Genomic DNA, 22,894 nt, shown 5'->3' with positions numbered 1-22,894 from the left:
GAGGTCATAATGTGAAAAAGGCGGTTGTCATCGGCGGAGGGAATGTGGCGGAAACAGTCCACGTCCCTTACTACCAGGAGCGGGCAGAAATTGACCTGGCTGCTGTCGTCGGAAGGGATGCAGGCCGGACAGAAGCGTTCGCCCGCAAGAACCGCATTCCCCGTTTCTATACCGATGCGGATGAAATGTTTGCGGCGGAAAAGCCGGATCTCGTCAGCGTGTGCACGCCGAACCGCTTCCACTTCGAACTGGTCATGAAAGCGCTGGAACACGGCTGTGACGTGCTATGTGAAAAGCCGCCGGCGATGTCCGCCGGCGAAGCGCTGCAGATGCACCAGGCGGCGGAAGCGGCCGGCGCGGTGCTGGCATACAATTTCCATCACCGGTTCGCGGACGATGTGCGCATTCTTAAAGAAAAGATCGCGGAAGGGATGCTGGGAGACGTCTACGTGACAAAAATCCAGGCGACCCGGCGAAGCGGTATTCCCGGCTGGGGCTATTTCAATGACAAGGAAATGCAGGGCGGCGGGCCGCTGATGGATTTAGGGATCCACATGCTGGACGCTGCGCTGTATGCGCTCGGGTTTCCGGAGGTCCGGCGGGTGACGGCGAAGATGTATCAGAAAATCGGTCGGAAAAAGTCCAGCGGCTCTTTCGGAACGTGGGATCCGGAGGCGTTCACGGTCGAGGATTCATTTTTCGCGTTCATTGAGCTGAAGAATGACGGGCTGCTGCAGCTTGAGACTTCATTTGCACTGAATATGAAGGAAGACGCTGTGATGAATGTATCGTTCTACGGGGATGAGGCGGGTGCGGAACTGTTCCCCGCGCATATCCATACCGACAGCGACGGCAAGCTGGTCAGCCTCTACCAAAAGGAAAAAGCGGATACCGACCGCCACCGGAAAAGCATGGAAGCGTTCGTGGACAAATGCTTGGGGCATGACGTCATGATCGTCGACAGCGGACAGGGATATACCATACAGAAGATCGTTGAAGCATTATATCAATCTGCTGAAAAGGGTGAATGTATATCTCTATGACAAGGGAAAGGATTCTCAGGGAACAACATTTCGATCTGAACTTCATTAAAAAATATGAGAGCCTGATGGCGCAGGGGAACGGATATCTCGGTCTCCGCGCTTCGCACGAAGAGGCTTACACCGAACAGACGAGAGGCATGTACACCGCCGGCATCTACAACCGGCCCATGGAAGGCGAGTCCGCGGACCTGGTGAATTTCCCGGATGTGGCGGGGTTCCGGATTAAAATCGATGGGACCCTTTTTTCGCTGCTGGCGGGAGAAGTCCGTTCTTATGAACGGGAGCTGGACTTGTCGACCGGTGAACTGCGGCGGGAGATCCTTTGGCGAAAAAGCGACGGAGCGGAATTCCGTTTCCTGTTCCGGCGGTTTGTTTCGAAAGATGACTTGCACCTGGTCGCTTCGGAAGTCAGGGTCACGAGTCTCGACCGGGAAGCCCGGATCGAAGTGGTGACGGGCATCGACGCGCAGCAGACTAATCACGGCAGCCAGCACCTGATCGAAAAAGAAGTCCGTGTGCTGGACGAAGACGTCATGCTGGGCACTTATCGGACGAGCCAATCCGGGCATACAGCGGCGCTGGCCGCGACGGTGGCCGGCAGCGCGGCCGGCAAAGAGAGCTTCGCCGCGAAAAACCGGCAGCTCGTCATGTCGGTGAAGGTGGAAGCGGCGGCCGGCGAGCCCTATGTTTTCGAGAAAAAGGCGGTCGTTTACACGTCGCTCGACCGGGACCTGGATGGCCGGACACCTGAAGCGGCCTGCCTCGATGCGCTGGCAGGCTATGCAGGGAAGGACTACGGAACGCTGCTCAGGAACTCCGCAGCGAAGTGGACGGCATTCTGGCGGGATAAAGAAGTGCTGATTTCGTCAGCCGACCCGTTCGACCAGCTTGCGCTGGATTTCGCCCTGTACCACTTGGAGATCATGACGCCGGCGCATGATGAGCGATTCGGTGTCGGGGCGAAAGGACTGACAGGGGAAGGTTATAAAGGACATGTGTTCTGGGATGCCGAAATGTTCATCCTGCCGTTCCACCTGCTGACGGAGCCCCGCAAGGCGAGGCAGCTTCTCCGCTACCGTTACCTGAAACTGGAACAGGCGCAGGAAAAAGCGGCCAGAAACGGTTATGAAGGCGCGCTGTTCCCGTGGGAAAGCGCGCTTACCGGCGAAGAAGAGACGCCGGAGTTCGCCGCTATCAACATCCGCACCGGTGACCGGCAGCGGATTTCCTCGGCTGTCGCGGAACATCACATCGTCGCGGACATCGCGTTCGCGACTGTCCAGTATTACTTACACACAGGCGACGAAGAATTCATGAAAACCGAAGGGCTCGCTTTATTGATGGAGACGGGCCGGTTCTGGATGAGCAGAGCTTCGGAAAGGGACGGGCGCCTCGTTCTGGAAGACGTCATCGGACCGGACGAATACACGGAGCACGTGGATAACAACGCGTTCACGAACTACATGGCCCGCTATAACGTGGAGCAGGCGCTCCGTTACATGGAACAGTTCGGAGCGGAAGACGAAGCGTACAGAGACCGGGCCGAAGCGTTCCTGGAACGGCTGTACTTGCCGGTGCCGGACGCGGCGGGGCTCATTCCCCAGGATGATACGTTCCTGTCCCTGCCTGAAATCGATCTTTCCGCTTATAAGGAGAACCAGGGCAGCCAAGGGATCCTGCTGGATTATTCACGGCAGGAAGTGAACCGCATGCAGATTCTGAAGCAGGCGGATGTCGTGATGCTGCTCTATCTGTTTCCCGATCAGTTTCCGCTGGAAGTCATAGCGGAGAATCTGGCCTATTACGAGGCACGGACTATCCATGACTCTTCGCTCAGCAAAGCGGTGCACGCCATTGTGGCCGCAAGGTGCGGGGAAGAGGAGCTGGCGTACCGCTTTTTCCGGGAAGCCTGCCTCATCGATTTGGGGCCGAAACCGGATTCTTCGGACGAAGGGATCCACGGCGCTTCACTCGGCGCCTTATGGCTGGCGACGGTATTCGGATTCGCCAATGTTTCGTTCGAAGGAGACTGCATCCGCCTGGACCCGAAGCTGCCCAAGGAGTGGTCGGAACTGACCTTTCCATTGCGGTACCGGGGGAGACACCTGGAAATCAGCATAAGCCGGAGCCGGATCCGGATCATCCGCCATTCCGGCCCGGAACTGCACGTGAAAGTCAGCGGCAGCGAAGCTGAGTGGAACGGCCGGACAGAAATCAGCATCGACCTGTTCCGGAAAAAGGCGGAATGACAACCGGCTCCCGGATCTTCTGCCGGACCCGATATTTCTCAGAATGGAGGCATTTTCGTGAAGATCATCATCGCGCCCGACTCCTTTAAAGGATCACTTGCGGCACCTGACGTGTGCCGCGCGGTCAAAAAAGGGGTGCTGGCGGTTTTTCCCGGAGCGGATGTGACCGAACTCCCCCTCGCCGACGGCGGTGAAGGGACGATGGAAAGCATGGTCCGGGCATCAGGCGGGCAATTCATTCAGCGGGAAGTCCGCGGCCCGCTCGGCGAACCTGTCCGGGCGGCATTCGGCGTACTCGGGGACGGTGAGACCGCCGTCATTGAAATGGCGCAGGCTTCAGGGCTGACGCTCGTGGCGGATGGGGAAAGGAATCCATTGACCGCCTCGAGTTTCGGGACCGGCGAACTGATTCAGGCGGCACTTGATCTGGGGTACCGGAAGTTCATCGTCGGAATAGGCGGAAGCGCCACGAACGACGCGGGGACCGGCATGCTGAAAGCGCTCGGAATGCGATTCTTTGACAGCCGGGGAGCGGAGCTCGGAGAGGGGGGCGGCGATTTGGGCCGGCTCGCTCACATCGACGGTTCGGGTTTTGATGAACGGATTGCGGAAGCCGATTTCCTGGTCGCAAGCGATGTGCGGAACCCTCTATGCGGACCGGACGGCGCGTCTGCTGTTTTCGGCCCGCAAAAAGGGGCCACTCCGGAAATGGTGCGGGTGCTGGATGCGGCCCTCCATCACTTCGCGGAAGTCACCCACAGACAAACAGGGAAGGAGCTGCGCGCATATCCGGGAGGCGGTGCGGCGGGCGGAATGGGCGCCGCACTGATCGCTTTTCTGGACGCGGAACTCCGCCCGGGAATCGGCCTGGTGTTGGAAAGCCTGGATTTCGCAGCCGAAATCCGGGATGCGGATCTGATCATCACCGGCGAAGGCCGGCTGGACGCGCAGACATTGGAAGGGAAAGTCGTCGCCGGCGTGGCGGAAGCTGCCCGCAGTTCGGGGGTTCCGGTGATTGCGCTGGCCGGTTCACAGAACCTGTCATTCGCGCAGCTTCGGCAGATCGACCTGCTGTCGGCTTTCAGTATCGTGTCCGGACCCTGTTCGGTCGAAATGGCGATGGAACAGGCGGAGCAGCTGCTGACCGAGAAAGCCAGCATGGTGCTGAGTGTAATGCGGCCCGGTCTGTTGTCCGCGCCGCCCGACGCCTGAATGTCTGAAAAGGGAAAGCCCGCTAAGGAACTGCTGTCTCCTTAGCGGGCTTTCCCTGTTTCTTTATTTGTCTCATGAAAAGGTCAGTGGATCCGCAGTTCCGACGCGGCATCAAAGAAATGGGCTTTGCTGAGGTCGAAGGCCAAGTCGATCGGCTGTCCGGCTTCTGTTCCGTAGCGGGCATCCACCCGGGCGATGAAATTCTGCCCGCCGATGGAAGAATAGAGGATGATCTCAGCCCCCATCAGTTCCGCCACATCCACTGTCGCGCGGATCTTCGTGTCCGCGGAAGAATCGATGAATAACGGTTCGTCATGGATGTCTTCCGGACGTATGCCGAGGATGACATCTTTTCCGTCGTAGTCCTGCGCCCGAAGGGTTTTGAGCTTTCCTTCAGGAACACGGATCTTTTCATCACCCACGATAAAATGCTCTCCTTGGAGATGGCCGAGGAAAAAATTCATGGGCGGCGAGCCGATGAAGCCGCCGACAAAGACGTTGTTCGGTTTCTCGTACACTTCTTTCGGAGAACCGACTTGCTGGATGAGGCCGTCTTTCATGACAACGAGACGCGTGGCCATGGTCATCGCTTCGGTCTGGTCGTGTGTCACATAGACGGTGGTCGTCTGCAGCCGCTGATGCAGCTTCTGGATTTCGGCGCGCATCTGGACGCGCAATTTTGCGTCCAGATTCGACAGCGGTTCGTCCATCAGGAAAACTTCGGCGTCCCGGACGATCGCTCTCCCCAGCGCCACACGCTGGCGCTGGCCGCCGGACAGTGCTTTCGGTTTCCGGCTGAGGTAATTCTCCAGCCCAAGGATTCCGGCCGCCCGGTCGACGCGGGTCTTGATTTCTTGTTTCTTCATCTTCCGCAGCTTCAGGCTGAATGCCATGTTGTCGTACACGTTCATGTGCGGATATAAGGCGTAGTTCTGGAATACCATCGCGATATCCCGGTCTTTCGGGGCGATGTCATTGACCCGTTTGTCTCCGATGTAGAGATCTCCTTCTGTGATGTCTTCCAGCCCCGCGATCATGCGCAGCGTCGTCGACTTTCCGCAGCCGGACGGCCCCACGAGGACGAGAAATTCCTTATCGCGGACTTCCAGGTTGAAGTCCTGCACGGAAACGACATCGTTCTCATAAACTTTCTTGACGTTTTTTAAACTTAAACCTGCCATGCCAACCTCCAAAATTCAGCTGATTTTATCTTCCGGTATCAGCATACAGAACCTTGGCGGCTCAAGTAACGGTAAACGTGCACAAAATTATCCGCCGTCTTCGTGCAGATTGCCCGGCGGGTGCTGCTGGCCGCCCTGGCGCTTCGCCAGCAGCGCCAAATAGACGGCCATCGCCTGATGGAACTGCCGGATATCGATGCCTGTCTTCTCGGAAAAACGGTCCAGCCGGTACTGGAGGCTATTGCGGTGCAGATGCAGCTCTTTTGCTGATTCCGATATGTTCAGGTTGCATCTCACCAGCACTTCGATCATTTCGAGCGTCTCCCGGTCGCTGATGTACTCCTGCAGGACGGTTTGGCCGATTTCCTGGCGCAATTCTTTCGAGGCTGCAGCGACCATCAGATGAGGGACTGCATCCGCATACGTCATCGCCGCCTTATCCGAATGGGCGAACACTTTCACAGCCGTGTTTTTCACGGTCCGGTAGTAAGCATGCACCGCTTCCGTGCTTTGCCGGAAAGGGCCGGAAAAGAACCTGATTTTCACGTACAGATCACTCATCAGGAGATCGACGATCTGTCCGTATGAGACGCCGTCGTCGGCAGCCTCCTTTTTTTCGACGAGAATCCCTTCCGTTTCACTGTCCCATAAGATCAGGATCTGCTTTTCAAATAACTCTTGCAGCGCCGCCTTGAAGAAGACCGGCGTGATCTGATTTTTATTGAATGAAAAATAGGTGAAGCGGAAAGGGGCGGATATCCTGTTTTCGGAACCGGGCGGTGTTTCCGCCGAGCGGATCGCTTGTTGCCACTGTTTTTCTTCTTTTGTGGGAAGCGGGAATTTTGCGTTGTGGGGTAACAGGAAAGCGCTCAGCAGCGCAATGTCCTTGGGCGCGAGCTCGCTTTCGTGAATCCCGAGGACGCGGGTATTCTCTTCGTCGGAGAACCATTTATAATCGCTATCCAGTGTATCGATGTCTTCGCCGTAGAGCAGAAGGGACGGATAGATTTTTCGCAGCCGGTCAATCACTGAAACACCTCTTTTGTCTTCTGCCGCCTAGCGGCGTGTTTGTGTGCTTTTTTAAGTATAACGATGCGGCTGTCCGAAAGACAGGGGTCTCCCTTCTTTCATCCGCCGGCTTTTGAGGCGAATAACCTGTTGCATTTTGTTCCGCGACTGGTCACAATAGAATGTATATTTTTTATTTTCCGTCCATTGAGAAAAGTCCTTTCAGCCGGCTGAAGAGCGCGGGGCTGGGGGCTTGTTTTTGAATCGGGCGATCGATGCCACAGAAAGGGGAATGCCAAATGGAGCGGGTCTACAACTTTTCGGCAGGGCCGTCCGTGCTGCCCGGGCCGGTGCTGGAAAAAGTCCAACAAGAGCTGCTGTCGTACGGCGGGTCGGGCATGTCGGTGCTGGAGATGAGCCACCGGTCGGAGGCGTTCACGGCCATCATCCGGGATGCGGAGTCACTGCTGCGGCAGCTGATGGGCATCCCTGACAATTACAAAGTGCTGTTCATGCAGGGCGGGGCTTCCCTGCAGTTTTCGATGGTGCCGCTGAACCTGCTGAACGGATCGCGCCGGGCGGGTTACGCGGACACAGGTTCCTGGTCGAAAAAAGCGATCAAAGAAGCGGAGAAGTCCGGGACTGTGACCGTCCTCGCTTCTTCCGAAGGGGAAGGGTACAGCCGGATCCCGGCGCTCGACTTAAGTTCGGCTTCCGGATTCGACTACATCCATATCACGACGAACAACACGATCGAAGGCACGCGGTATGCCGAAATTCCGGACACGGGCGATATCCCGCTCGTGGCGGATATGTCGTCGAACATCCTGTCGGAAGCGGTGGATGTGTCGAAGTTCGGTCTGATCTACGCCGGGGCGCAGAAAAACCTCGGGCCGGCAGGGCTGACGGTGGTGATCGTGCGGGAGGATCTGCTCGGTCGCTGCGGCGCAGCGTGCCCGGCGATGCTGGACTACGGGACATACGCGCAGTCGGAGTCGCTCTATAACACGCCGCCGACGTTCGCGATCTACGTAACGAAGCTTGTCCTGGAATGGCTCCGTGACGCGGGCGGAGTTGAAGAGATGGAGAAGGCCAACCGCGGGAAAGCGGCCCGCCTGTATGCAGCCATCGATGGATCGGACCTGTTTGAAAACCGCGTGGAAGCAGCGAGCCGCTCGCTGATGAACGTGCCGTTCACGGCTCCGACGGATGAACTGAACCGGGAATTCCTGCAGTTCGCGGCTTCCAACGGGCTGAAGACGCTGAAAGGGCACCGCTCCGTGGGCGGGATGCGCGCGAGCATCTACAACGCGATGCCGCTTGACGGCGTGCAGGCGCTCATCGACTGCATGCAGACGTTCGAACGGACACACAGACAGGGGGACTGAACGATGTACAACATTCAAGTATTCAATTCCATCGCGGCACGCGGTCTGGCGGTACTGGATGAAGGCGGTTACCAGGCGGGGAACGTCGAGGCGGCGGACGCGATTCTTCTCAGGAGCCACAACCTGCACGATACCGCGATTCCGCCTTCTGTGAAAGCGGTGGCGCGGGCGGGTGTCGGCGTCAACAACATCCCGGTCGACGAACTGACGGAAAAAGGGGTCGTCGTCTTCAACACCCCGGGCGCGAACGCGAATGCGGTGAAGGAGCTCGTACTGATGAGCCTGATCGCCTCCTCCCGGAATCTGTTCCGCGCGCTGACGTGGACGAATTCCCTTCAGGGTGAAGGCGAAGCGGTCCCGGAACAGGTCGAGTCCGGCAAGAAGTACTTTATCGGGACGGAAGTGCAGGGGAAACGGCTCGGCGTGATCGGTGTCGGCGCGATCGGCGTGCTGGTGGCGAACGATGCGGCGGCGCTCGGCATGGAAGTCACCGCCTACGACCCGTTCATTTCCGTCAATACGGCGTGGCAGCTGTCGCGGGAGATCCAGCGGGCCCACACGCCTGAAGAAGTGTTCCAGACGTGCGACTACATCACGATGCATGTGCCGCTCACCGATGAGACGAGGGGAATGCTGGATGAACACGCGTTCAAGGCGATGAAACCGGGCATGAAGGTGCTGAATTTCTCGCGCGGGGAACTGGTGCATGAAGGGGACTTGAGGGAAGCGATCGAGAAAGAGATCGTCGCGGGCTATATTACGGACTTCCCGAATGATAACCTGCTCAACATGCCGAATGTGATCGCGATTCCGCACCTCGGCGCTTCGACGTATGAATCGGAGGTGAACTGCGCGGTCATGGCGGCCACGCAGCTGAAGCAGTTCCTGGAGACCGGCAACATCCGGAATTCCGTCAACTTTCCGAATGTCCACATGCCGATGGCCGGCGAGAAGCGGCTGACCGTCATCCACGAGAACATCCCGAACATGGTCGGCCAGATCACGGGGATCCTGGCGGAAGAAGAAATCAATATCGCCGACATGATGAACCGCAGCAAAGGACCGTGGGCGTACACGCTCGTCGATCTCGACGAGGACATCGGCCGTGAAGCGGACCTGATCGGCCGGGTGATGGCGATTAAAGGCGTCCGCGCCGCGCGGGTGATCTGATGCGGCGCACCGAAAGGAGGCGGACGGATGCTCAAGGCGATCTTCTTCGATCTTGACGATACGCTGCTTTGGGACAAGAAAAGCGTCAAAGACGCGTTCGCGGCCACATGCAAAGCGGCGGAAGAACGGTGCGGAGCCGATGCCGCGCGGCTGGAGGCGGCGGTGCGGGAGGAAGCGGCTTCGCTTTATGCCTCCTATGAAACGTATCCGTTCACGCAGATGATCGGGATCAACCCGTTCGAAGGGCTGTGGGGGGAGTTCCCGGAAGCGCATGCGGAATTTCCCGCGATGAATAAAATCATGCCCGTTTACCGGAAAGAGGCATGGACGCGGGGCTTGGGGCGGCTCGGAATCGAGGACGAAGCGCTCGGCCGTGAGCTGGCGGAGCGCTTTCCGGCCGAACGCCGGAAGCGGCCTGTCCTGTACGGGGAATCGGTCCGTGTGCTCGAGCGGCTGAAAGGCCGCTATCAGCTGCTGCTCGTGACGAACGGTTCGCCGGACCTGCAGCACATCAAGCTGAACCTGAGTTCCGAACTGCTTCCTTATTTCAGCCATATCATCGTTTCGGGCGAATTCGGCAAAGGAAAACCGGATCCCGCCATCTTCGGATTCGCGCTGGAGAAAGCCGGGATCCGTCGCCATGAAGCCCTCATGGTGGGGGATAACTTGATGACGGACATCCTCGGCGCTTCCCGCGCCGGCATCAGGACCGTCTGGGTGAACCGGGAAGGCAAGGAGCCGACTGATGTCGTTCCGGACTTCGAAATCCGCCGCCTGGAAGAACTGCTGCCGATCGCGGAGGCACTGGACGGTCCGGCATGACGGGACTGGTCGGTCAGTCCACTTGCCGGATGTCCACGATATCATCGGCACGAATCCGGTACTCACTGAACGGATCCTCACAGACGAGGGTCCGTTTTTCTGCGTCCAGCCGCTTGATGACGCCCTTATGGTAGCTGAATTTATGGTCGCGCCACGTCTTGATCCGCACTTCGCACTGCCGGGCGAGCGCCGTCTCGATCTCTTCCTGGATCAGCGTGAAGTCGTCCGCGGTCAGTTGCGGTTCCGGGTCCCGGTCGTCTTCCGCGTACCAGTCCTTCAGCATTTTCATATGTTCCGGCAGCATCATGCCCTGCCACTTCACCATGCCGCGGTCCTTGATGTCTCCCTGCAGCCGCATATGCCGGTTCTGTTTCATGAAGCATCGCCCCCTTTCTGTTTTTTATGTCCGCCGATCAGCCCCGCCCGGGACACGGCGGTGCCGGCGGGTGTGTAGGAAACCGCCCGCAGAATGGCGGTGGCGCCGTACTTGCGCCGGATTTCGTCCATCACGGCGCCGAGCTTCCGCTTCCGCCACTTGTGCGCTTCGAATAGGCTCAGCTGCATGGACGTCTCGTCTTCCAGATTGCTGATGGACACGGAAATGTTCCGGACCGGCTTGCCTGAATAGTGGAGGTCGAACAGCTTCCGGCATACCCGGTAAATCGCCATCGTTTCATTCGTCGCTTCATCGACCGACATGGAGCGGGAAAACCCGCCGCCGTAGACGTTTTTACTGTAGCCCATGCTCAGGTGGATCGTCCGGCCCGCTTTCCGCCCTTCGCGTGCGCGGCGGGCGACTTCCTCGCAGATTTCGAGCAGGACGATCAGGATGTCTTCTTCTTTTATGTAATCGCGGTACAGCATCTGCCCCTTGCAGTAGCTGACCGCCTCTTCCTGGATGTGCTGCTTCGTCAGGTCGCTGAAGTCGAGTCCGTGGGCGTGCTGGTACAGCTGGTGCCCCATGATGCCGAACTTGTCCTCCAGCCGCCTCAAATCGCAGCGCGCGATGTCCCCGACGGAGAACATGCCCATCAGGTTCAGGTTGCGTTCCATGCGCGGACCGATGCCCCACATCTCGCTGAGCGGCGATACCGGCCATAACTTCTCCGGCACATCCTCCAGCCGCCACCAGGCAAACCCGGTCTTCTTCGCCTCGAGGTCGAGCGACAGCTTCGCCAGCAGCATATTCGGCCCGACGCCGACCGCGGATGGCAGCTGGAATTGGCGGTACAGATCATCCTGGATGCGGCGGATCGTCTCTTCGGGCGGTCCCCACAGCTTTTCCGTGCCGGTAAGGTCGATGAAGCATTCATCGACGCTGTAGACGTGGATCGCCGATTTCGGCACGTACTCACCGATCAGTTTCGTAATCTCCATGGACACGGCCAGGAAAAAATCCATCTTCGGTTCAATGAGGTAAATCTCCGGATCGCCGGGAATCTCATACAGCCGGCTGCCCGTGCGGATGCCGAACTTCTGCTTCATCTTCGGCGAAGCGGCAAGGACAACGCTGCCGTTCCGGTCCAGGTTCGCGACGACCGCAATGGCGTCCGTCAGCGGGTCGAGCCGGTGCTCCACGGCAGCACAGCTCGCATAAAAACTCCGCATGTCGAGACAGGCGATGACACGTTCAGGGGAAGAGGATTCAGCGGGCATGAAAATCACTCCTTGTGCGAACGTTTGTTCTTATCATATCTTATCCCCGTTTTTTGGACAATAAAAACTTGGAATTTCTGTACCGCTTAAATGGCTATTCAATAAATGAATTCAAGGAAAAAAACGTTGCAGTTCGCAGCCAACGACGATACCTTATAAATAAGGTTAAATTTTCTGACACTTATTTTGATAATAAGCGGTCAGCGACGAAAGGGGCAAAAAAGATGGAAAACGTTTATTTGGTAAATGGAGCGAGAACCGCTTTTACATCATTTGGCGGATCTTTTGCGTCGACGGATGTCACAAAGCTCGGCACCGCAACAGCTGTCGAAGCATTGAAGCGCTCCGGAGTGTCGGCGGAAGATGTCGGGCATGTAGTTTACGGCAATGTCATTCATTCGAGTACGAATGCGGCTTACTTGGCGCGTCATATCGGTCTGGAGGCAGGGGTTCCACAGGAAGTGCCGGCTCTGACACTGAACCGGCTTTGCGGTTCCGGTGCGCAGGCAGTTGTGACGGGGGCGCAGACCATTTTGCTTGGCGAGACGGATATTGTACTGACCGGCGGTGCGGAAAACATGTCGATGGCGCCATATTCCAACTTCAATCAGCGGTTTAATGCACCAAAAATGGGCGGCCTTGAATTTGAGGATATGCTGGTCGCAACCCTCCTGGACCGGTATACAGGCAACGGAATGGGCATGACGGCGGAAAAATTGGCTGAGCAGTACGGAATCACTCGGGAGGAGCAGGACGCATTTGCAGCCGAATCACACCGCCGTGCAACGAAAGCGGCGAAAGATGGAACATTCGCTGAAGAAATCGTCGGGGTGGAAGTGAAGACACGGAAGGGCACTGTGGTCATTGACCAGGACGAGCACATCAAACCGGAGACGAATGCTGAATCCTTGGCTAAACTTCGGGCAGCATTCAAAAAGGAAGGGACAGTGACAGCCGGAAACGCTTCCGGTATCAACGATGGGGCAGCATCCCTGGTAGTGGCAAGTGAGCGCGCAGTTGAGCGGCATGGCCTGAAACCGCTCGCACGGATCGTCTCATGGGGCATCACCGGTGTGGATCCGACCATCATGGGTATCGGCCCTGTCCCTGCCATCCGCCAGGCGCTGGAACGGGCGGCACTTTCACTCGACGAGATTGATTTGATTGAAGTGAATGAAGCGTTCGCCGCTCAATATTTATCCGTGGAGAGAGAGCTCGGATTAAAGGGGGAGATTGTGAATGTGAATGGCGGCGCTATTGCGCTCGGACACCCCGTAGGTACAAGCGGTGCGCGGATTTTGCTTTCTGCGGCCCGCGAGCTGCAAAAACGGAACGGCAAGTATGCCGTCGCCAGCCTCTGCATTGGCGGCGGACAGGGGATCGCGGTGGTGATTGAACGTGCTTAAGCTGCCGGTGATTGTAGCGCCGATGTTTCTCGTTTCTAATCCCGCCATGACCATTGCCGCCAGCCGGGCTGGTGTGATCGGGAGCTTCCCCTTGCTGAACGCCCGCCCCGCATCCGCGTGCGCAGATTGGCTGCGCCAAGTGAAAGCGGAACTGGAAGACAAGCCTTGGGCGGTCAACTTGATTTCGCACCGGAAATCAAACAAACGCTATGATGAGGACGTGGAACTGATCCGGCAGCATGAACCGCCGATTGTCATCACCTCGCTTGGAGCACCGGGGGAAGTCATCGAGATCGTACATGGATATGGCGGCTTGGTGTATTCCGATGTGGCGAACATCCGCCATGCACGAAAGGCGGCAGAAAGCGGAGTCGATGGCCTGATTCTCGTCTGTGCGGGCGCGGGTGGCCATGGCGGAACATTGAACCCTTTCGCGTTCATCGCGGCGGTCAAACAGTTTTACAGCGGAACAGTCATCCTCTCGGGCTCCATCTCCACTGGGGCGGATGTGGCGGCGGCCCGTCTGATGGGGGCTGATTATGCTTACATGGGTACCCGGTTCCTGGCAGCAGAAGAAAGTGATGCGCAAGAGGACTATAAACAAATGGTGATCGATTCGAATACAGAAGATATTTTATACACAGATGCTTTCAGTGGGGTGTCTGCGAATATCCTGATTCCGAGTCTCCTGAAGCAGGGGATTGATCCTGCGAACCTGAAGCCGAAGAAGGAAGTGGACCTGTCCCACTTGGTGAACGTGAAAGCATGGCGCGACGTCTGGTCAGCCGGGCATGGAGTTACAGCAGTGACGAAACGGGAGACTATCGGAGAGATTGTGGAATCGCTGGACAGCGAATACAGGGAGGGAGTGAAAAGCCTTGTACGAAACGATTAAGACGGAACTGAATGATGGCGTCTTAATTTTGACGTTAAACCGGCCGGACAAAATGAACGCGTACACCGTAAAAATGAACAGCGAATTGCTTCATGCTTACCAGGAAGCGGACCAGAACGATGACGTGCGGGTAATCATCGTCACAGGAAATGGCCGGGCATTCTGTGCCGGCATGGATTTGTCAGAGGGAGGTGCAACGTTTGCTTCTGAGGAATCACCGGAAGAGTACCGGGATCTTGGCGGACAGGTCAGTATTCAAGTATATGACATGAAAAAACCAATCATCGCCGCAATAAACGGAGCTGCTGTCGGTATAGGCCTCACGATGACATTGCCGATGGATATCCGAATTCTTCAGCAAGACGCAAAAATCGGCTTTGTCTTCGGCCGCCGCGGCATCGGGCCGGAAGCGGCATCAGGCTGGTTTCTGCCGCGCATCGTCGGAATCGGCAAAGCACTTGAATGGACATTGACCGGCCGCTACATACCGGCGGAAGAAGCGATTGCATCGGGTTTAGTACAATATGCCTCACAGAATCCCCTTGAAAAAGCGCTCGAAATCGCTAAAGAAATCGTAGTGAACACGGCAGCCACATCAAACGGATTCACCCGGCAATTACTGTGGCGGATGCTAGGGACGGATCATCCTCATGTTTCACATTTGGTTGAATCCAAATTCCTTCATTGGGCAGGCAGTCACCAGGATGCAAGCGAAGGAATTCAGTCATTTATCGAAAAACGTCCTGCCTCATTTCCATTGAAAACAAGTGATTTACCGGATTTTTTTTAAAAAATAATCCGGAAAAACCGTCCTTAAAGAATCCGAGGGCGGTTTTTTTAGATTGAAAACAAATATGAAATTATAGGAGACTTCCTTTTTTAAACGTAAAATCCTTAAGCATACACAATAGAAAGTATATTGATAAAATATTTATAATAATTCGAAAATTCACTTGTTATTTAAAAAAATAACCTGTATACTTTTTTACAATTACCATTTAAAAACATTCTGAGCACTTAAACTTGATAAATGAAAGGGCTTTCAGAGAAGAGCAGAAGGAGGATTTTGCATGGAGCTGAATTCCGTTACTTTGTTCGGGAGAGAGGGGATGCAGGTATTTAAAAACCGTCCGAAAACGATTGGTGATTTGCTTAAAGCCAACGTCAAGAAATTTGGAGAAAAAGCAGCCATTGTGACGGAAGCAAAACGGTTGTCTTATGGAGAACTGGACAGACTTTCGTCTTCCCTGGCCGCAAATCTTCAAAAAAAGTGTGGAATTGAAAAAGGGGACCGCATCGCCGCCTTAATCGGAAACCGGTATGAATTTCCTTTGTTAGTCTTTGCCTGTGCAAAAGCGGGGGCAATGCTGGTGCCGATCAACGTGAAGCTGGCAGCAGAAGAGATCGGTTATATCCTTAGCCATTCGGGACCTAAAGTGCTTATCGGCGAAGAAGAACACATGGACAAAGTAAGGGCTGCGGAATTTACAGCTGAAGCAGAGGCAGCTGAAGGTCTGCAGGTATTCGTCATTGACGGCGAGGACACTTTCGGAGAATTACTTTCCGGTGAACCGAGCTACCGTGAGGCAAATATCGATGAAGAAGACGGAGCTTTTATTCTATACACTTCAGGAACGACAGGTCGGCCGAAAGGAGCGGTTTTGGCCCATGCTAATGTGATACATAGCGTTTTGAACTATAAGACCATTTTCAAAACGGGCCATCAGCTGAAGACATTGATTGCTGTGCCGATGTTCCATGTCACTGGGCTGGTCGGACAGTTGCTCCATATCCTCTATGCGGGAGGGACGGCCTACAGCATGAAGCGCTATCAGAACGAGGAGTACATTCGGACGGTTGTCAGCCATGATATTGATTTCCTGTTTAACGTGCCGACTATCTTCATCATGATGTCCACGAGCGAGGAGTTCAAAAACCATTCATTTTCTTTCGTGAAGAAAGTGGCGTTCGGTGGTTCGCCCATTTACCAGCAGACGTTTGCGATGCTTGCAGAAGCATTTCCGAATGCCGAATTACATAATGCTTATGGGGCGACGGAAACGACATCTCCTGCCACATTGATGCCTGTATCTTATCCCGCTTCAAAGGTGACATCGGTCGGTCGGCCAGTGCATGGGGCCGCCATCAAAATAATGGATGCAGAAGGAAATGAATGCTCACCGGGAGAAATTGGCGAACTTTATATTAAGGGGCCGATGGTGATTAAAGAGTATTGGGAAAACCCGGAAGCGAACGAGAAAAACTTTACTGACGGATTCTGGCATTCCGGGGATTTAGGGATGATGGACGAAGAGCAATACATTTATATCCGGGATCGGAAAAAAGACATGATCAACCGGGCGGGAGAAAAGATATTTTCAATTGAAGTGGAAGATGTTTTAAAAGAACACCCGGATGTGGTGGAAGCAGCAGTGGTAGGGGAACCGGATCCGGTTTTCGGGGAAACCGTGAAGGCGTTCGTCGTCGGACCGAATCTTACCGAAGAAAGTTTACCGGCTCTGACTGAACATTGCCGGAAGTCACTGGCAAAATACAAAGTGCCGGGAAAAATCGAGATATTGGAAAGTCTTCCTCGCAATGCATCGGGGAAAATCATGAAAAATAAATTAAAACAATAGGGGGATGATTGGGATGCTTAAGGAACTATCACCAAAAGCAACAGAGCTGCAACAGAAACTGATCGGGTTCATGGAGGAATATATTTATCCCAATGAAGCACAAGTGGAAGAGTATCTGGATAAAGCAGAGGATCGCTGGACAATTCCGCCCATTGTAGAAGAACTGAAGGGCAAAGCGAAAGCCGCGGGACTTTGGAATCTGTTCTTGCCCGACACTGAATATGGAGCCGGACTTTCAAATTACGAATATGCCCATTTATGCGAGATCATGGGTCGGTCGCTGATGGCACCGGAAATCTTCAACTGTAATGCGCCGGATACCGGAAACATGGAAGTGTTCGTCAAGTACGGGACTGAGGAACAGAAAAAACAGTGGCTGGAACCGCTGCTGGAAGGGGAGATCCGGTCCTGCTTTTCCATGACCGAACCTGAAGTGGCCTCATCGGATGCAACCAATATTCAAGGCAGCATTGTACGGGATGGCGATGAATACGTGATTAACGCGAAAAAGTGGTGGAGTTCGGGGGCCATGGATCCACGCTGCAAAATTGCCATTGTCATGGGGAAAACCGATCCTGATGCGCCGAGACATCAGCAACAGTCCATGGTGCTTGTGCCGTTTGATACACCGGGAGTGGAAGTGAAACGTTTTTTGCCGGTTTTCGGTTACGATCACGCTCCTCATGGACATGCGGAAGTGCATTACAATAATGTCCGCGTACCAGTCGACAACATTCTGCTCGGCGAAGGAAGAGGGTTCGAAATCGCGCAAGGAAGGCTCGGCCCAGGCAGAATCCACCATTGTATGCGGGCAATCGGAGCGGCGGAGCGTGCACTGGATTTATTGTGTAAGAGGGCTTCGGAAAGGGAAGCATTCGGCTCGACGCTGGCTGAAAAAGACGTGATCCGGGAAGTCATTGCGGAAAGCCGGATTGAGATTGAGCAGGCCCGTCTTCTCACGCTGCATGCAGCGCATAAAATCGATACAGAAGGAGCGAAAGCGGCCAGAAAGGAGATTGCCATGATTAAAATCGCGGCGCCCCGTGTTTCATTGAATGTCATTGATCGAGCCATTCAAGTGTTTGGCGGCGCAGGTGTTTCTGATGATTTCCCGCTGGCAGCACATTGGGCGAATGCACGGACACTGCGGCTCGTAGATGGACCTGATCAGGTTCACTTGCGTGATATCGGACGGCTTGAACTGCGTGAGCAGCTCAAGTGAATCCATGAGCAGGGTCAGAAAGCAGAAAGGGGAGATAGAGTGAGGGCATGGCAAGTGGCTAAACTAGGAGAGCCGAGAGAAGCGCTTGAATTATCAGAAGTTCCTAAACCGGAACCTGGCACGAATGAGGTATTGGTTCGTGTAGAAGCTGCGGCACTCAACTTTTTTGATATCCTGCAATGCCAGGGGAAGTACCAAGAAGAACCACCGCTGCCCTTCACGCCGGGAGCGGAAGTAGCCGGAACCATTGAAATGGCTGGGCAACGGGTGGATGTGAATATCGGTCAGCGTGTCATCGCCACGCCGATGCTGCCAAACGGAGGACTTGCCGAATGGGTGGTTGTCCCGCAAGACCACGTCTTTCCGATTCCGGATGCTTTCCCGGCCGCAGAAGCAGGCTCCTTATTCATCACTTACCAGACCGCGTACTTCGCGCTTCACCGGACAGCCAAGTTAAAAAAAGCAGAGGTGCTTCTTATCCATGCAGGTTCAGGCGGAGTCGGTTCTGCTGCGATTCAAGTGGGAAAAGCGATGGGTGCGACGGTAATTGCCACGGCTGGCAGTGATGAAAAACTAGCGGTATGCAAACAGCTGGGTGCAGATATTGCGGTGAATTACCGGGAGTCGGATTTCGTAGCAATAGTTAAAGAAGCAACGAACGGAAAAGGAGCGGATGTCATTTTTGACCCGGTCGGAGGCGATACGTTTGATCGTTCAAGAAAATGCATCGCCTTTGAAGGCCGTCTGCTGGTCATCGGGTTTGCTGGCGGGCGCATTGCAGAGGCACCGACCAATCATGCTCTTATCAAAAATTACTCAATTATGGGAGTGCATTTTGGTCTTTTTCGCAATCTATATCCCGAAAAAGTGATGGCAGCGCATCGGGAACTGATGGATTTTTACGAACAGGGATTGATTCGTCCATTAGTGTTCAAAGAATATCCGTTCGAACAAGTACCAGATGCACTTGAACAGCTCGGAAGCCGGCGGACATACGGGAAATTAGTGGTTATTCCATGAATAAATGTGATGAAAGGAGGACCCGAAATGGAAAGTCTTGCAGTAACGGAGATAAATGAGGGAATTGGTTATCTCCGACTGAACCGGCCAGAAAAATTGAACGCTCTTTCTAAAGAAATGGTCGCTTCTGTGCTGAGCGCCTTGGACCATCTTGAAAGTGATGAGACTGTCAAAGTCATCCTGCTATCAGGAGAGGGGAAAGCATTTTGTGCCGGAGGCGATATCGCATCTATGCAGCAGCTGGAATCCGCTGCTGAAACAGCGAATTGGATCAATTATGTTTCGGGATTATCAAGAAAACTGATTGAGATGGATAAGTATGTAGTTGCCGCAGTACACGGATATGCAGCCGGTGCAGGATTTAGCCTGGCTCTGGCGGCTGATTTCATTGTCGCAGGCAGGGATGCTAAATTCGCTTTGAGCTTTTCTAACATCGGGTTAATTCCCGACCTAGGCCTGATCAAGCAGTTAGCCGAGCGGGTGTCTAAACCGATTGCAAAAGAGTGGATTTCTTCAGGAAAAGTAATTCCAGCAGAAACGGCATTTAAACATGGAATCATTAACCGGATTGTTTCGGATAATGTGACTGCAGAAGCGGCTGAATTTGCGAAATTCGTTGTAGAGGGACCAGCGCTCAGTAATAAATACGTCAAATACTTAATCAATCATGTAAACGAGCTTCACCATGAAACAGCATTTATGCAGGAAAATATGATCCAAGCTCTATTACTGCAAACAAAAGACCACAGAGAAGGGGTGGCTGCTTTTCTGGAAAAGCGGAAGCCGGAATTTACAGGGAAATAACCACTCCTTAATGTAAGCGTTTACAAAAAATGAAACAGGGGGTAATTTTATGGAACTTCTCAAATCAGGCGTACTTATTATGGGGATGAGCGGAGCGCTTTTGTTGAGCGGTTGTGGAGAAGATGAAGCCGGAGGGGGCGCAGAAGGAGAAGAGACAATCACACTTCGGGCAGCTACTGGTCTTAGTGCCCAGCACGCCTGGTGGGAAGGTGCAATGGTTCCATGGATGGAACGTGTCGAAGAATTGACAGACGGCCAAGTGGAGTTTGAAACATTCACAGGCGGGGAGCTGGTGTCCGTTCCGGATGAGGGGAAAGCGGTGCTGGACGGAACGATTGATGTAGGAATCATATTGCCGATCTACCAGCCTGATCAGTTTCCGATGGCGGAAGTCACCATGCTGCCGTTAAGTTATTCGAACACTGAAATCGCTTCAAACGCATGGAGACAGTTGCTTGAGAGCGAAGAGGAACTGGCGGATGGGCAGACTTACTTTGACATGCAATTCGCTGACTTTAAAGTATTCCCGATCTCTACTACGCAGGAATATTCGATTTCTACTACCGGAAAGGAGTTCAACACAGTGGAAGACGTGGTCGGCACATCCCTTCGGACACCATCCAGAATTCATGAAGTCTATGCTGAAAAAACTGGTATTGACAGTGTGACAATGCCAGCTGTTGAAATGTATGACGCTCTCAGCCGAGGAGCATTCGATGGAAGCTTCTACAGCATAGCCGACTGGTCCGGTTATGGATTTCAAGACTTATTCACTTATACATTGACCGGTGTGAATTTCGGTCACTTCAATGCGTTTATCGGAATGGACGAAGAACGCTGGGCTGAATTACCTGAAGACGTACAAGAAGCGATGGTACAAGCACACGAAGATATCTTTGGAGAAACAATTTCGATTTGGAATGAACGTGCAGAAGAAATGGTTGCTGAAAACGAAGCAGCCGGCGGTGAATTTGTGGATTTTGCAGATTTAGATCCGGCAGTCCAGGAACATTTTAATGAAGGGATTGTAGAAACCTGGGTTGATTACGCAGAACTCTTGGAATCCAATGGACTTCCAGGATACGAACTGGTACGCACATGGCGCGATTTGATCATTGAAGAAGGCGGGGAAGTCCCGGAAGCTGTCATGGATCTTTGATAACTGCTAAGCAATGGCAAAAGGGGGACAGCAAAGAGGATAAATGTTCCCCTTTTTATACATTCACGTGAAGGGTGGTCCGGTATGGACAATTTAATCGTCATTGGCATCATTCTGGCAGGGATTATCATTCTGCTGGTAGCAGGAATGTATATCCATTCCATCCTCCTCACCAGCGGTGTGGTGGGATTGATTCTACTGGAAGGCTTCGATTTTCTGCCTGGATTACTTGGGAATGAGCCCTTTAACCGGGTCGCCAGTTACACGTTGACAACGATTCCGCTTTTTGTGCTAATGGCTCAGTTTATTCTACAGTCAGGACTGGTCCAAGACATTTTTTATATTGTACACAGAGCTTCCAAAGGGAAGAACAGCTTGCTTGGAGTACTGACATTAATGGTCGGAGGCGTATTGGGTGCTGTTTCTGGTTCTGGTACTGCCACAGCTGCTTCTTTAGGGCAAGTCGCGATGCCAGAACTTCGGAAGCATGGATATAGTCCGGAGCTGGCCGGTGCTGTTGCCGCTTCCGGCGGATCTTTATCCGGAATTATTCCGCCCAGCATCATTCTCATTCTGTACGGAGTTGCGACCGAAACACCAGTAGGCAGTTTATTCATTGGAGCGTTTATTCCCGGTATCCTTGTAATGGTTGTCTATATTCTCGTAATGCTCGTCTATTTCAGAATAGGTTTGAAAAAACAACCGATTAATAAAGAAGAGAGGGCTGTTCCAGAAATTGCGGCAACCGTTGAAGAAGAACAAAAACCTTCTATATTTAAGCTGATAGTCAGCAGCATTATCGCTATTTTGATTATGCTGATCATTTTTGGCGGTATCTATTCCGGCATATTTACACCGACGGAAGCTGGAGCTGTCGGAGCATTTGTCGGGCTCTTGGCGGCACTTGTGCTCGGTCGTGTAAATTTACGGTTTTTTCGGGATTCATTGTTTGAAACCGTTAAGCTGACCGGTATGGTCATGCTGATCATGATCGGCGCTCAGATCTTTGGCCGTTTTGTTTCGCTTTCTTTGCTGCCACGGACACTTATCGGATTCCTTGAACCGATTATGGGTTCCCCGGTTTTAGTGCTTATCGCAATTTCGACAGTTCTATTCGTCATGTTTATGTTCATTGAAGGGGCTGCGGTCATCCTGATGTCCATACCGGTCATTTTTCCGATCATCCAGGAAATCCAAGTGGATGTATTGTGGTTTGGGGTCTTCATCTCAGTAATTTGTACAATCGGTCTCATTACACCTCCAGTTGGGTTAAGTGTCTATGCTGTCGCCGGTGTGAGCGGAATCCGGTCTGAATCGATATTCAAAATCGCATTCGTGTTTGCAGCTGTCGCGATGTTGGTCGTCTGTGGGCTGCTGATCGCATTTCCGGAACTTGCCACATGGCTTCCTGCTTCTGCAGATTGAAGGCGAGAAAGGGGAGAAATGGATGTATGGATACTTTATGGAAAACTTACCGGGCTTTCAATTGCATCAAACTGGCCGGAATTTGGATCAGCGGAATTTTTTTATTGATCATGATGGGATTCATTGTTTATGACGTAATTGCACGAAACTTGTTTGCCGGCTCTATAAATGGAGGGTTTGAAATTGTGCAGAATTATTTCATGCCGCTCGTAGTTTTTCCGGGGCTTGCGTATGCCTACTCTTCAGGAGTGCTGCCGAAGATGGACTTGGTCATTGAGCGCATTCCTGAAAATGCCCAGCGGTTGCTTGTCATTGTCATGATTCTGATCGAGCTGTTCGTTCTTTTGCTGTTAGTTCAGTTTACATGGCAGTTTGCCATGAATGGATTGGAACGGGAAGAGGGGTTCCCGGCAGCCGGAAGGCTCTATCCTCTCTATCCCTTGTTCTTCTTAATCCCGATTTCATTTGCACTGATTGCAATTGAAAATTTATTTTTGCTTATTCGGAACCTGGCTGTAAAGGAACCGACACTGTTAATGATGGGAGAGGATCAAGAGGCAGAGGATCCAACTTGAATAAACTACGGTCAAATAAG

Annotated in this window: 20 protein-coding genes; 16 read left to right on the top strand and 4 right to left on the bottom strand. The window is 53.6% G+C overall.

The features are described from left to right. Positions 1–11 precede the first annotated feature (11 nt). Genes CCE92_RS03105 through CCE92_RS03095 form a run of 3 tightly spaced genes read left to right on the top strand, consistent with a single transcriptional unit; the run spans position 12 to position 4,504 of the window. Positions 12–1,043, top strand: coding sequence for a Gfo/Idh/MocA family protein (locus tag CCE92_RS03105; RefSeq protein ID WP_088006063.1), 1,032 nt, complete (start codon positions 12–14; stop codon positions 1,041–1,043). Continuing rightward, a complete protein-coding gene (locus CCE92_RS03100) occupies positions 1,040–3,292 on the top strand; it encodes a glycoside hydrolase family 65 protein (RefSeq protein WP_088006062.1) in 2,253 nt (750 codons plus the stop codon). The genes CCE92_RS03105 and CCE92_RS03100 overlap by 4 nt, the downstream gene beginning before the upstream one ends. A 57-nt stretch (positions 3,293–3,349) precedes the next feature. Then, the gene (locus CCE92_RS03095; RefSeq protein WP_088006061.1) at positions 3,350–4,504 is read left to right on the top strand and encodes a glycerate kinase; all 1,155 of its coding nucleotides are present in this window, start codon (positions 3,350–3,352) and stop codon (positions 4,502–4,504) included. A gap of 83 nt (positions 4,505–4,587) precedes the next feature. Here CCE92_RS03095 and CCE92_RS03090 read toward each other — a convergent pair whose 3' ends face one another. Together CCE92_RS03090 and CCE92_RS03085 are read right to left on the bottom strand one after the other, a co-directional pair. Continuing rightward, positions 4,588–5,685 (bottom strand): ABC transporter ATP-binding protein, encoded by a 1,098-nt coding sequence (locus CCE92_RS03090; RefSeq protein ID WP_088006060.1) that lies wholly within the window; start codon positions 5,683–5,685, stop codon positions 4,588–4,590. A gap of 87 nt (positions 5,686–5,772) precedes the next feature. After that, positions 5,773–6,714, bottom strand: a complete 942-nt coding sequence (locus tag CCE92_RS03085; protein WP_088006059.1) for a PucR family transcriptional regulator — start codon at positions 6,712–6,714, stop codon at positions 5,773–5,775. A 278-nt stretch (positions 6,715–6,992) separates the two neighbouring features. Between CCE92_RS03085 and serC the strand changes: the two genes are divergently transcribed. Genes serC through CCE92_RS03070 form a run of 3 tightly spaced genes read left to right on the top strand, consistent with a single transcriptional unit; the run spans position 6,993 to position 10,073 of the window. Then, positions 6,993–8,081 carry a 3-phosphoserine/phosphohydroxythreonine transaminase gene (gene serC / locus CCE92_RS03080; protein WP_088006058.1) on the top strand — a complete coding sequence of 363 codons (1,089 nt, stop codon included), beginning with the start codon at positions 6,993–6,995 and terminating at the stop codon, positions 8,079–8,081. Between the two features lie 3 nt (positions 8,082–8,084). Continuing rightward, the gene (locus tag CCE92_RS03075) at positions 8,085–9,251 is read left to right on the top strand and encodes a phosphoglycerate dehydrogenase (protein WP_088006057.1); all 1,167 of its coding nucleotides are present in this window, start codon (positions 8,085–8,087) and stop codon (positions 9,249–9,251) included. A gap of 27 nt (positions 9,252–9,278) precedes the next feature. Then, the gene (locus tag CCE92_RS03070) at positions 9,279–10,073 is read left to right on the top strand and encodes an HAD family hydrolase (protein ID WP_088006056.1); all 795 of its coding nucleotides are present in this window, start codon (positions 9,279–9,281) and stop codon (positions 10,071–10,073) included. Positions 10,074–10,086: 13 nt separating this feature from the next. Here the strand turns inward: CCE92_RS03070 and CCE92_RS03065 are convergent, their stop codons facing one another. Beyond that, a complete protein-coding gene (locus tag CCE92_RS03065; RefSeq protein ID WP_088006055.1) occupies positions 10,087–10,449 on the bottom strand; it encodes a YolD-like family protein in 363 nt (120 codons plus the stop codon). Next, positions 10,446–11,729, bottom strand: a complete 1,284-nt coding sequence (locus CCE92_RS03060; RefSeq protein ID WP_088006054.1) for a Y-family DNA polymerase — start codon at positions 11,727–11,729, stop codon at positions 10,446–10,448. Before CCE92_RS03060 ends, CCE92_RS03065 begins: the two co-directional genes overlap by 4 nt. Positions 11,730–11,953: 224 nt before the next feature. Between CCE92_RS03060 and CCE92_RS03055 the strand changes: the two genes are divergently transcribed. From CCE92_RS03055 to CCE92_RS03010, 10 genes are all read left to right on the top strand, one after another. Further along, positions 11,954–13,135, top strand: a complete 1,182-nt coding sequence (locus CCE92_RS03055) for an acetyl-CoA C-acetyltransferase (RefSeq protein ID WP_088006053.1) — start codon at positions 11,954–11,956, stop codon at positions 13,133–13,135. Further along, on the top strand, positions 13,128–14,030 hold the full coding sequence (locus CCE92_RS03050) for an NAD(P)H-dependent flavin oxidoreductase (RefSeq protein WP_088006112.1): 903 nt from the start codon (positions 13,128–13,130) through the stop codon (positions 14,028–14,030). The genes CCE92_RS03055 and CCE92_RS03050 overlap by 8 nt, the downstream gene beginning before the upstream one ends. Next, positions 14,014–14,820 carry an enoyl-CoA hydratase-related protein gene (locus CCE92_RS03045; protein WP_088006052.1) on the top strand — a complete coding sequence of 269 codons (807 nt, stop codon included), beginning with the start codon at positions 14,014–14,016 and terminating at the stop codon, positions 14,818–14,820. The genes CCE92_RS03050 and CCE92_RS03045 overlap by 17 nt, the downstream gene beginning before the upstream one ends. Positions 14,821–15,100: 280 nt before the next feature. Continuing rightward, entirely contained in the window at positions 15,101–16,669 is a 1,569-nt protein-coding gene (locus CCE92_RS03040; RefSeq protein WP_088006051.1) for a class I adenylate-forming enzyme family protein, read from the top strand. 13 nt (positions 16,670–16,682) lie between these two features. Then, entirely contained in the window at positions 16,683–17,891 is a 1,209-nt protein-coding gene (locus CCE92_RS03035; protein ID WP_088006050.1) for an acyl-CoA dehydrogenase family protein, read from the top strand. 54 nt (positions 17,892–17,945) lie between these two features. After that, positions 17,946–18,911, top strand: coding sequence for an NADPH:quinone oxidoreductase family protein (locus CCE92_RS03030; protein WP_338152452.1), 966 nt, complete (start codon positions 17,946–17,948; stop codon positions 18,909–18,911). Between the two features lie 27 nt (positions 18,912–18,938). Next, positions 18,939–19,715 (top strand): enoyl-CoA hydratase/isomerase family protein, encoded by a 777-nt coding sequence (locus CCE92_RS03025; RefSeq protein WP_088006048.1) that lies wholly within the window; start codon positions 18,939–18,941, stop codon positions 19,713–19,715. A 49-nt stretch (positions 19,716–19,764) separates the two neighbouring features. Then, positions 19,765–20,874: a TRAP transporter substrate-binding protein DctP gene (gene dctP, locus CCE92_RS03020; RefSeq protein ID WP_088006047.1), complete on the top strand. Its 1,110-nt coding sequence runs from the start codon at positions 19,765–19,767 to the stop codon at positions 20,872–20,874. An 84-nt stretch (positions 20,875–20,958) separates the two neighbouring features. Further along, the gene (locus tag CCE92_RS03015; protein ID WP_088006046.1) at positions 20,959–22,299 is read left to right on the top strand and encodes a TRAP transporter large permease; all 1,341 of its coding nucleotides are present in this window, start codon (positions 20,959–20,961) and stop codon (positions 22,297–22,299) included. 110 nt (positions 22,300–22,409) lie between these two features. Then, a complete protein-coding gene (locus CCE92_RS03010) occupies positions 22,410–22,874 on the top strand; it encodes a TRAP transporter small permease subunit (protein WP_241535858.1) in 465 nt (154 codons plus the stop codon). Positions 22,875–22,894 lie beyond the last annotated feature (20 nt).

It is taken from the genome of Indiicoccus explosivorum (assembly GCF_002167005.1).
GTDB lineage: Bacteria > Bacillota > Bacilli > Bacillales_A > Planococcaceae > Indiicoccus > Indiicoccus explosivorum.
Note: the sequence above shows the minus strand (reverse complement) of the source record. Positions and strands in the feature narration are given on the sequence as shown.

Excerpts from the sequence above, each read along its gene's own strand:
- CCE92_RS03100 (WP_088006062.1), top strand. The coding sequence starts at position 1,040 with ATGACAAGGGAAAGGATTCTCAGGGAACAACATTTCGATCTGAACTTC.
- CCE92_RS03090 (WP_088006060.1), bottom strand. The coding sequence starts at position 5,685 with ATGGCAGGTTTAAGTTTAAAAAACGTCAAGAAAGTTTATGAGAACGAT.
- serC (WP_088006058.1), top strand. The coding sequence starts at position 6,993 with ATGGAGCGGGTCTACAACTTTTCGGCAGGGCCGTCCGTGCTGCCCGGG.
- CCE92_RS03075 (WP_088006057.1), top strand. The coding sequence starts at position 8,085 with ATGTACAACATTCAAGTATTCAATTCCATCGCGGCACGCGGTCTGGCG.
- CCE92_RS03070 (WP_088006056.1), top strand. The coding sequence starts at position 9,279 with ATGCTCAAGGCGATCTTCTTCGATCTTGACGATACGCTGCTTTGGGAC.
- CCE92_RS03065 (WP_088006055.1), bottom strand. The coding sequence starts at position 10,449 with ATGAAACAGAACCGGCATATGCGGCTGCAGGGAGACATCAAGGACCGC.
- CCE92_RS03060 (WP_088006054.1), bottom strand. The coding sequence starts at position 11,729 with ATGCCCGCTGAATCCTCTTCCCCTGAACGTGTCATCGCCTGTCTCGAC.
- CCE92_RS03055 (WP_088006053.1), top strand. The coding sequence starts at position 11,954 with ATGGAAAACGTTTATTTGGTAAATGGAGCGAGAACCGCTTTTACATCA.
- CCE92_RS03040 (WP_088006051.1), top strand. The coding sequence starts at position 15,101 with ATGGAGCTGAATTCCGTTACTTTGTTCGGGAGAGAGGGGATGCAGGTA.
- CCE92_RS03035 (WP_088006050.1), top strand. The coding sequence starts at position 16,683 with ATGCTTAAGGAACTATCACCAAAAGCAACAGAGCTGCAACAGAAACTG.
- CCE92_RS03025 (WP_088006048.1), top strand. The coding sequence starts at position 18,939 with ATGGAAAGTCTTGCAGTAACGGAGATAAATGAGGGAATTGGTTATCTC.
- dctP (WP_088006047.1), top strand. The coding sequence starts at position 19,765 with ATGGAACTTCTCAAATCAGGCGTACTTATTATGGGGATGAGCGGAGCG.
- CCE92_RS03015 (WP_088006046.1), top strand. The coding sequence starts at position 20,959 with ATGGACAATTTAATCGTCATTGGCATCATTCTGGCAGGGATTATCATT.
- CCE92_RS03010 (WP_241535858.1), top strand. The coding sequence starts at position 22,410 with ATGATGGGATTCATTGTTTATGACGTAATTGCACGAAACTTGTTTGCC.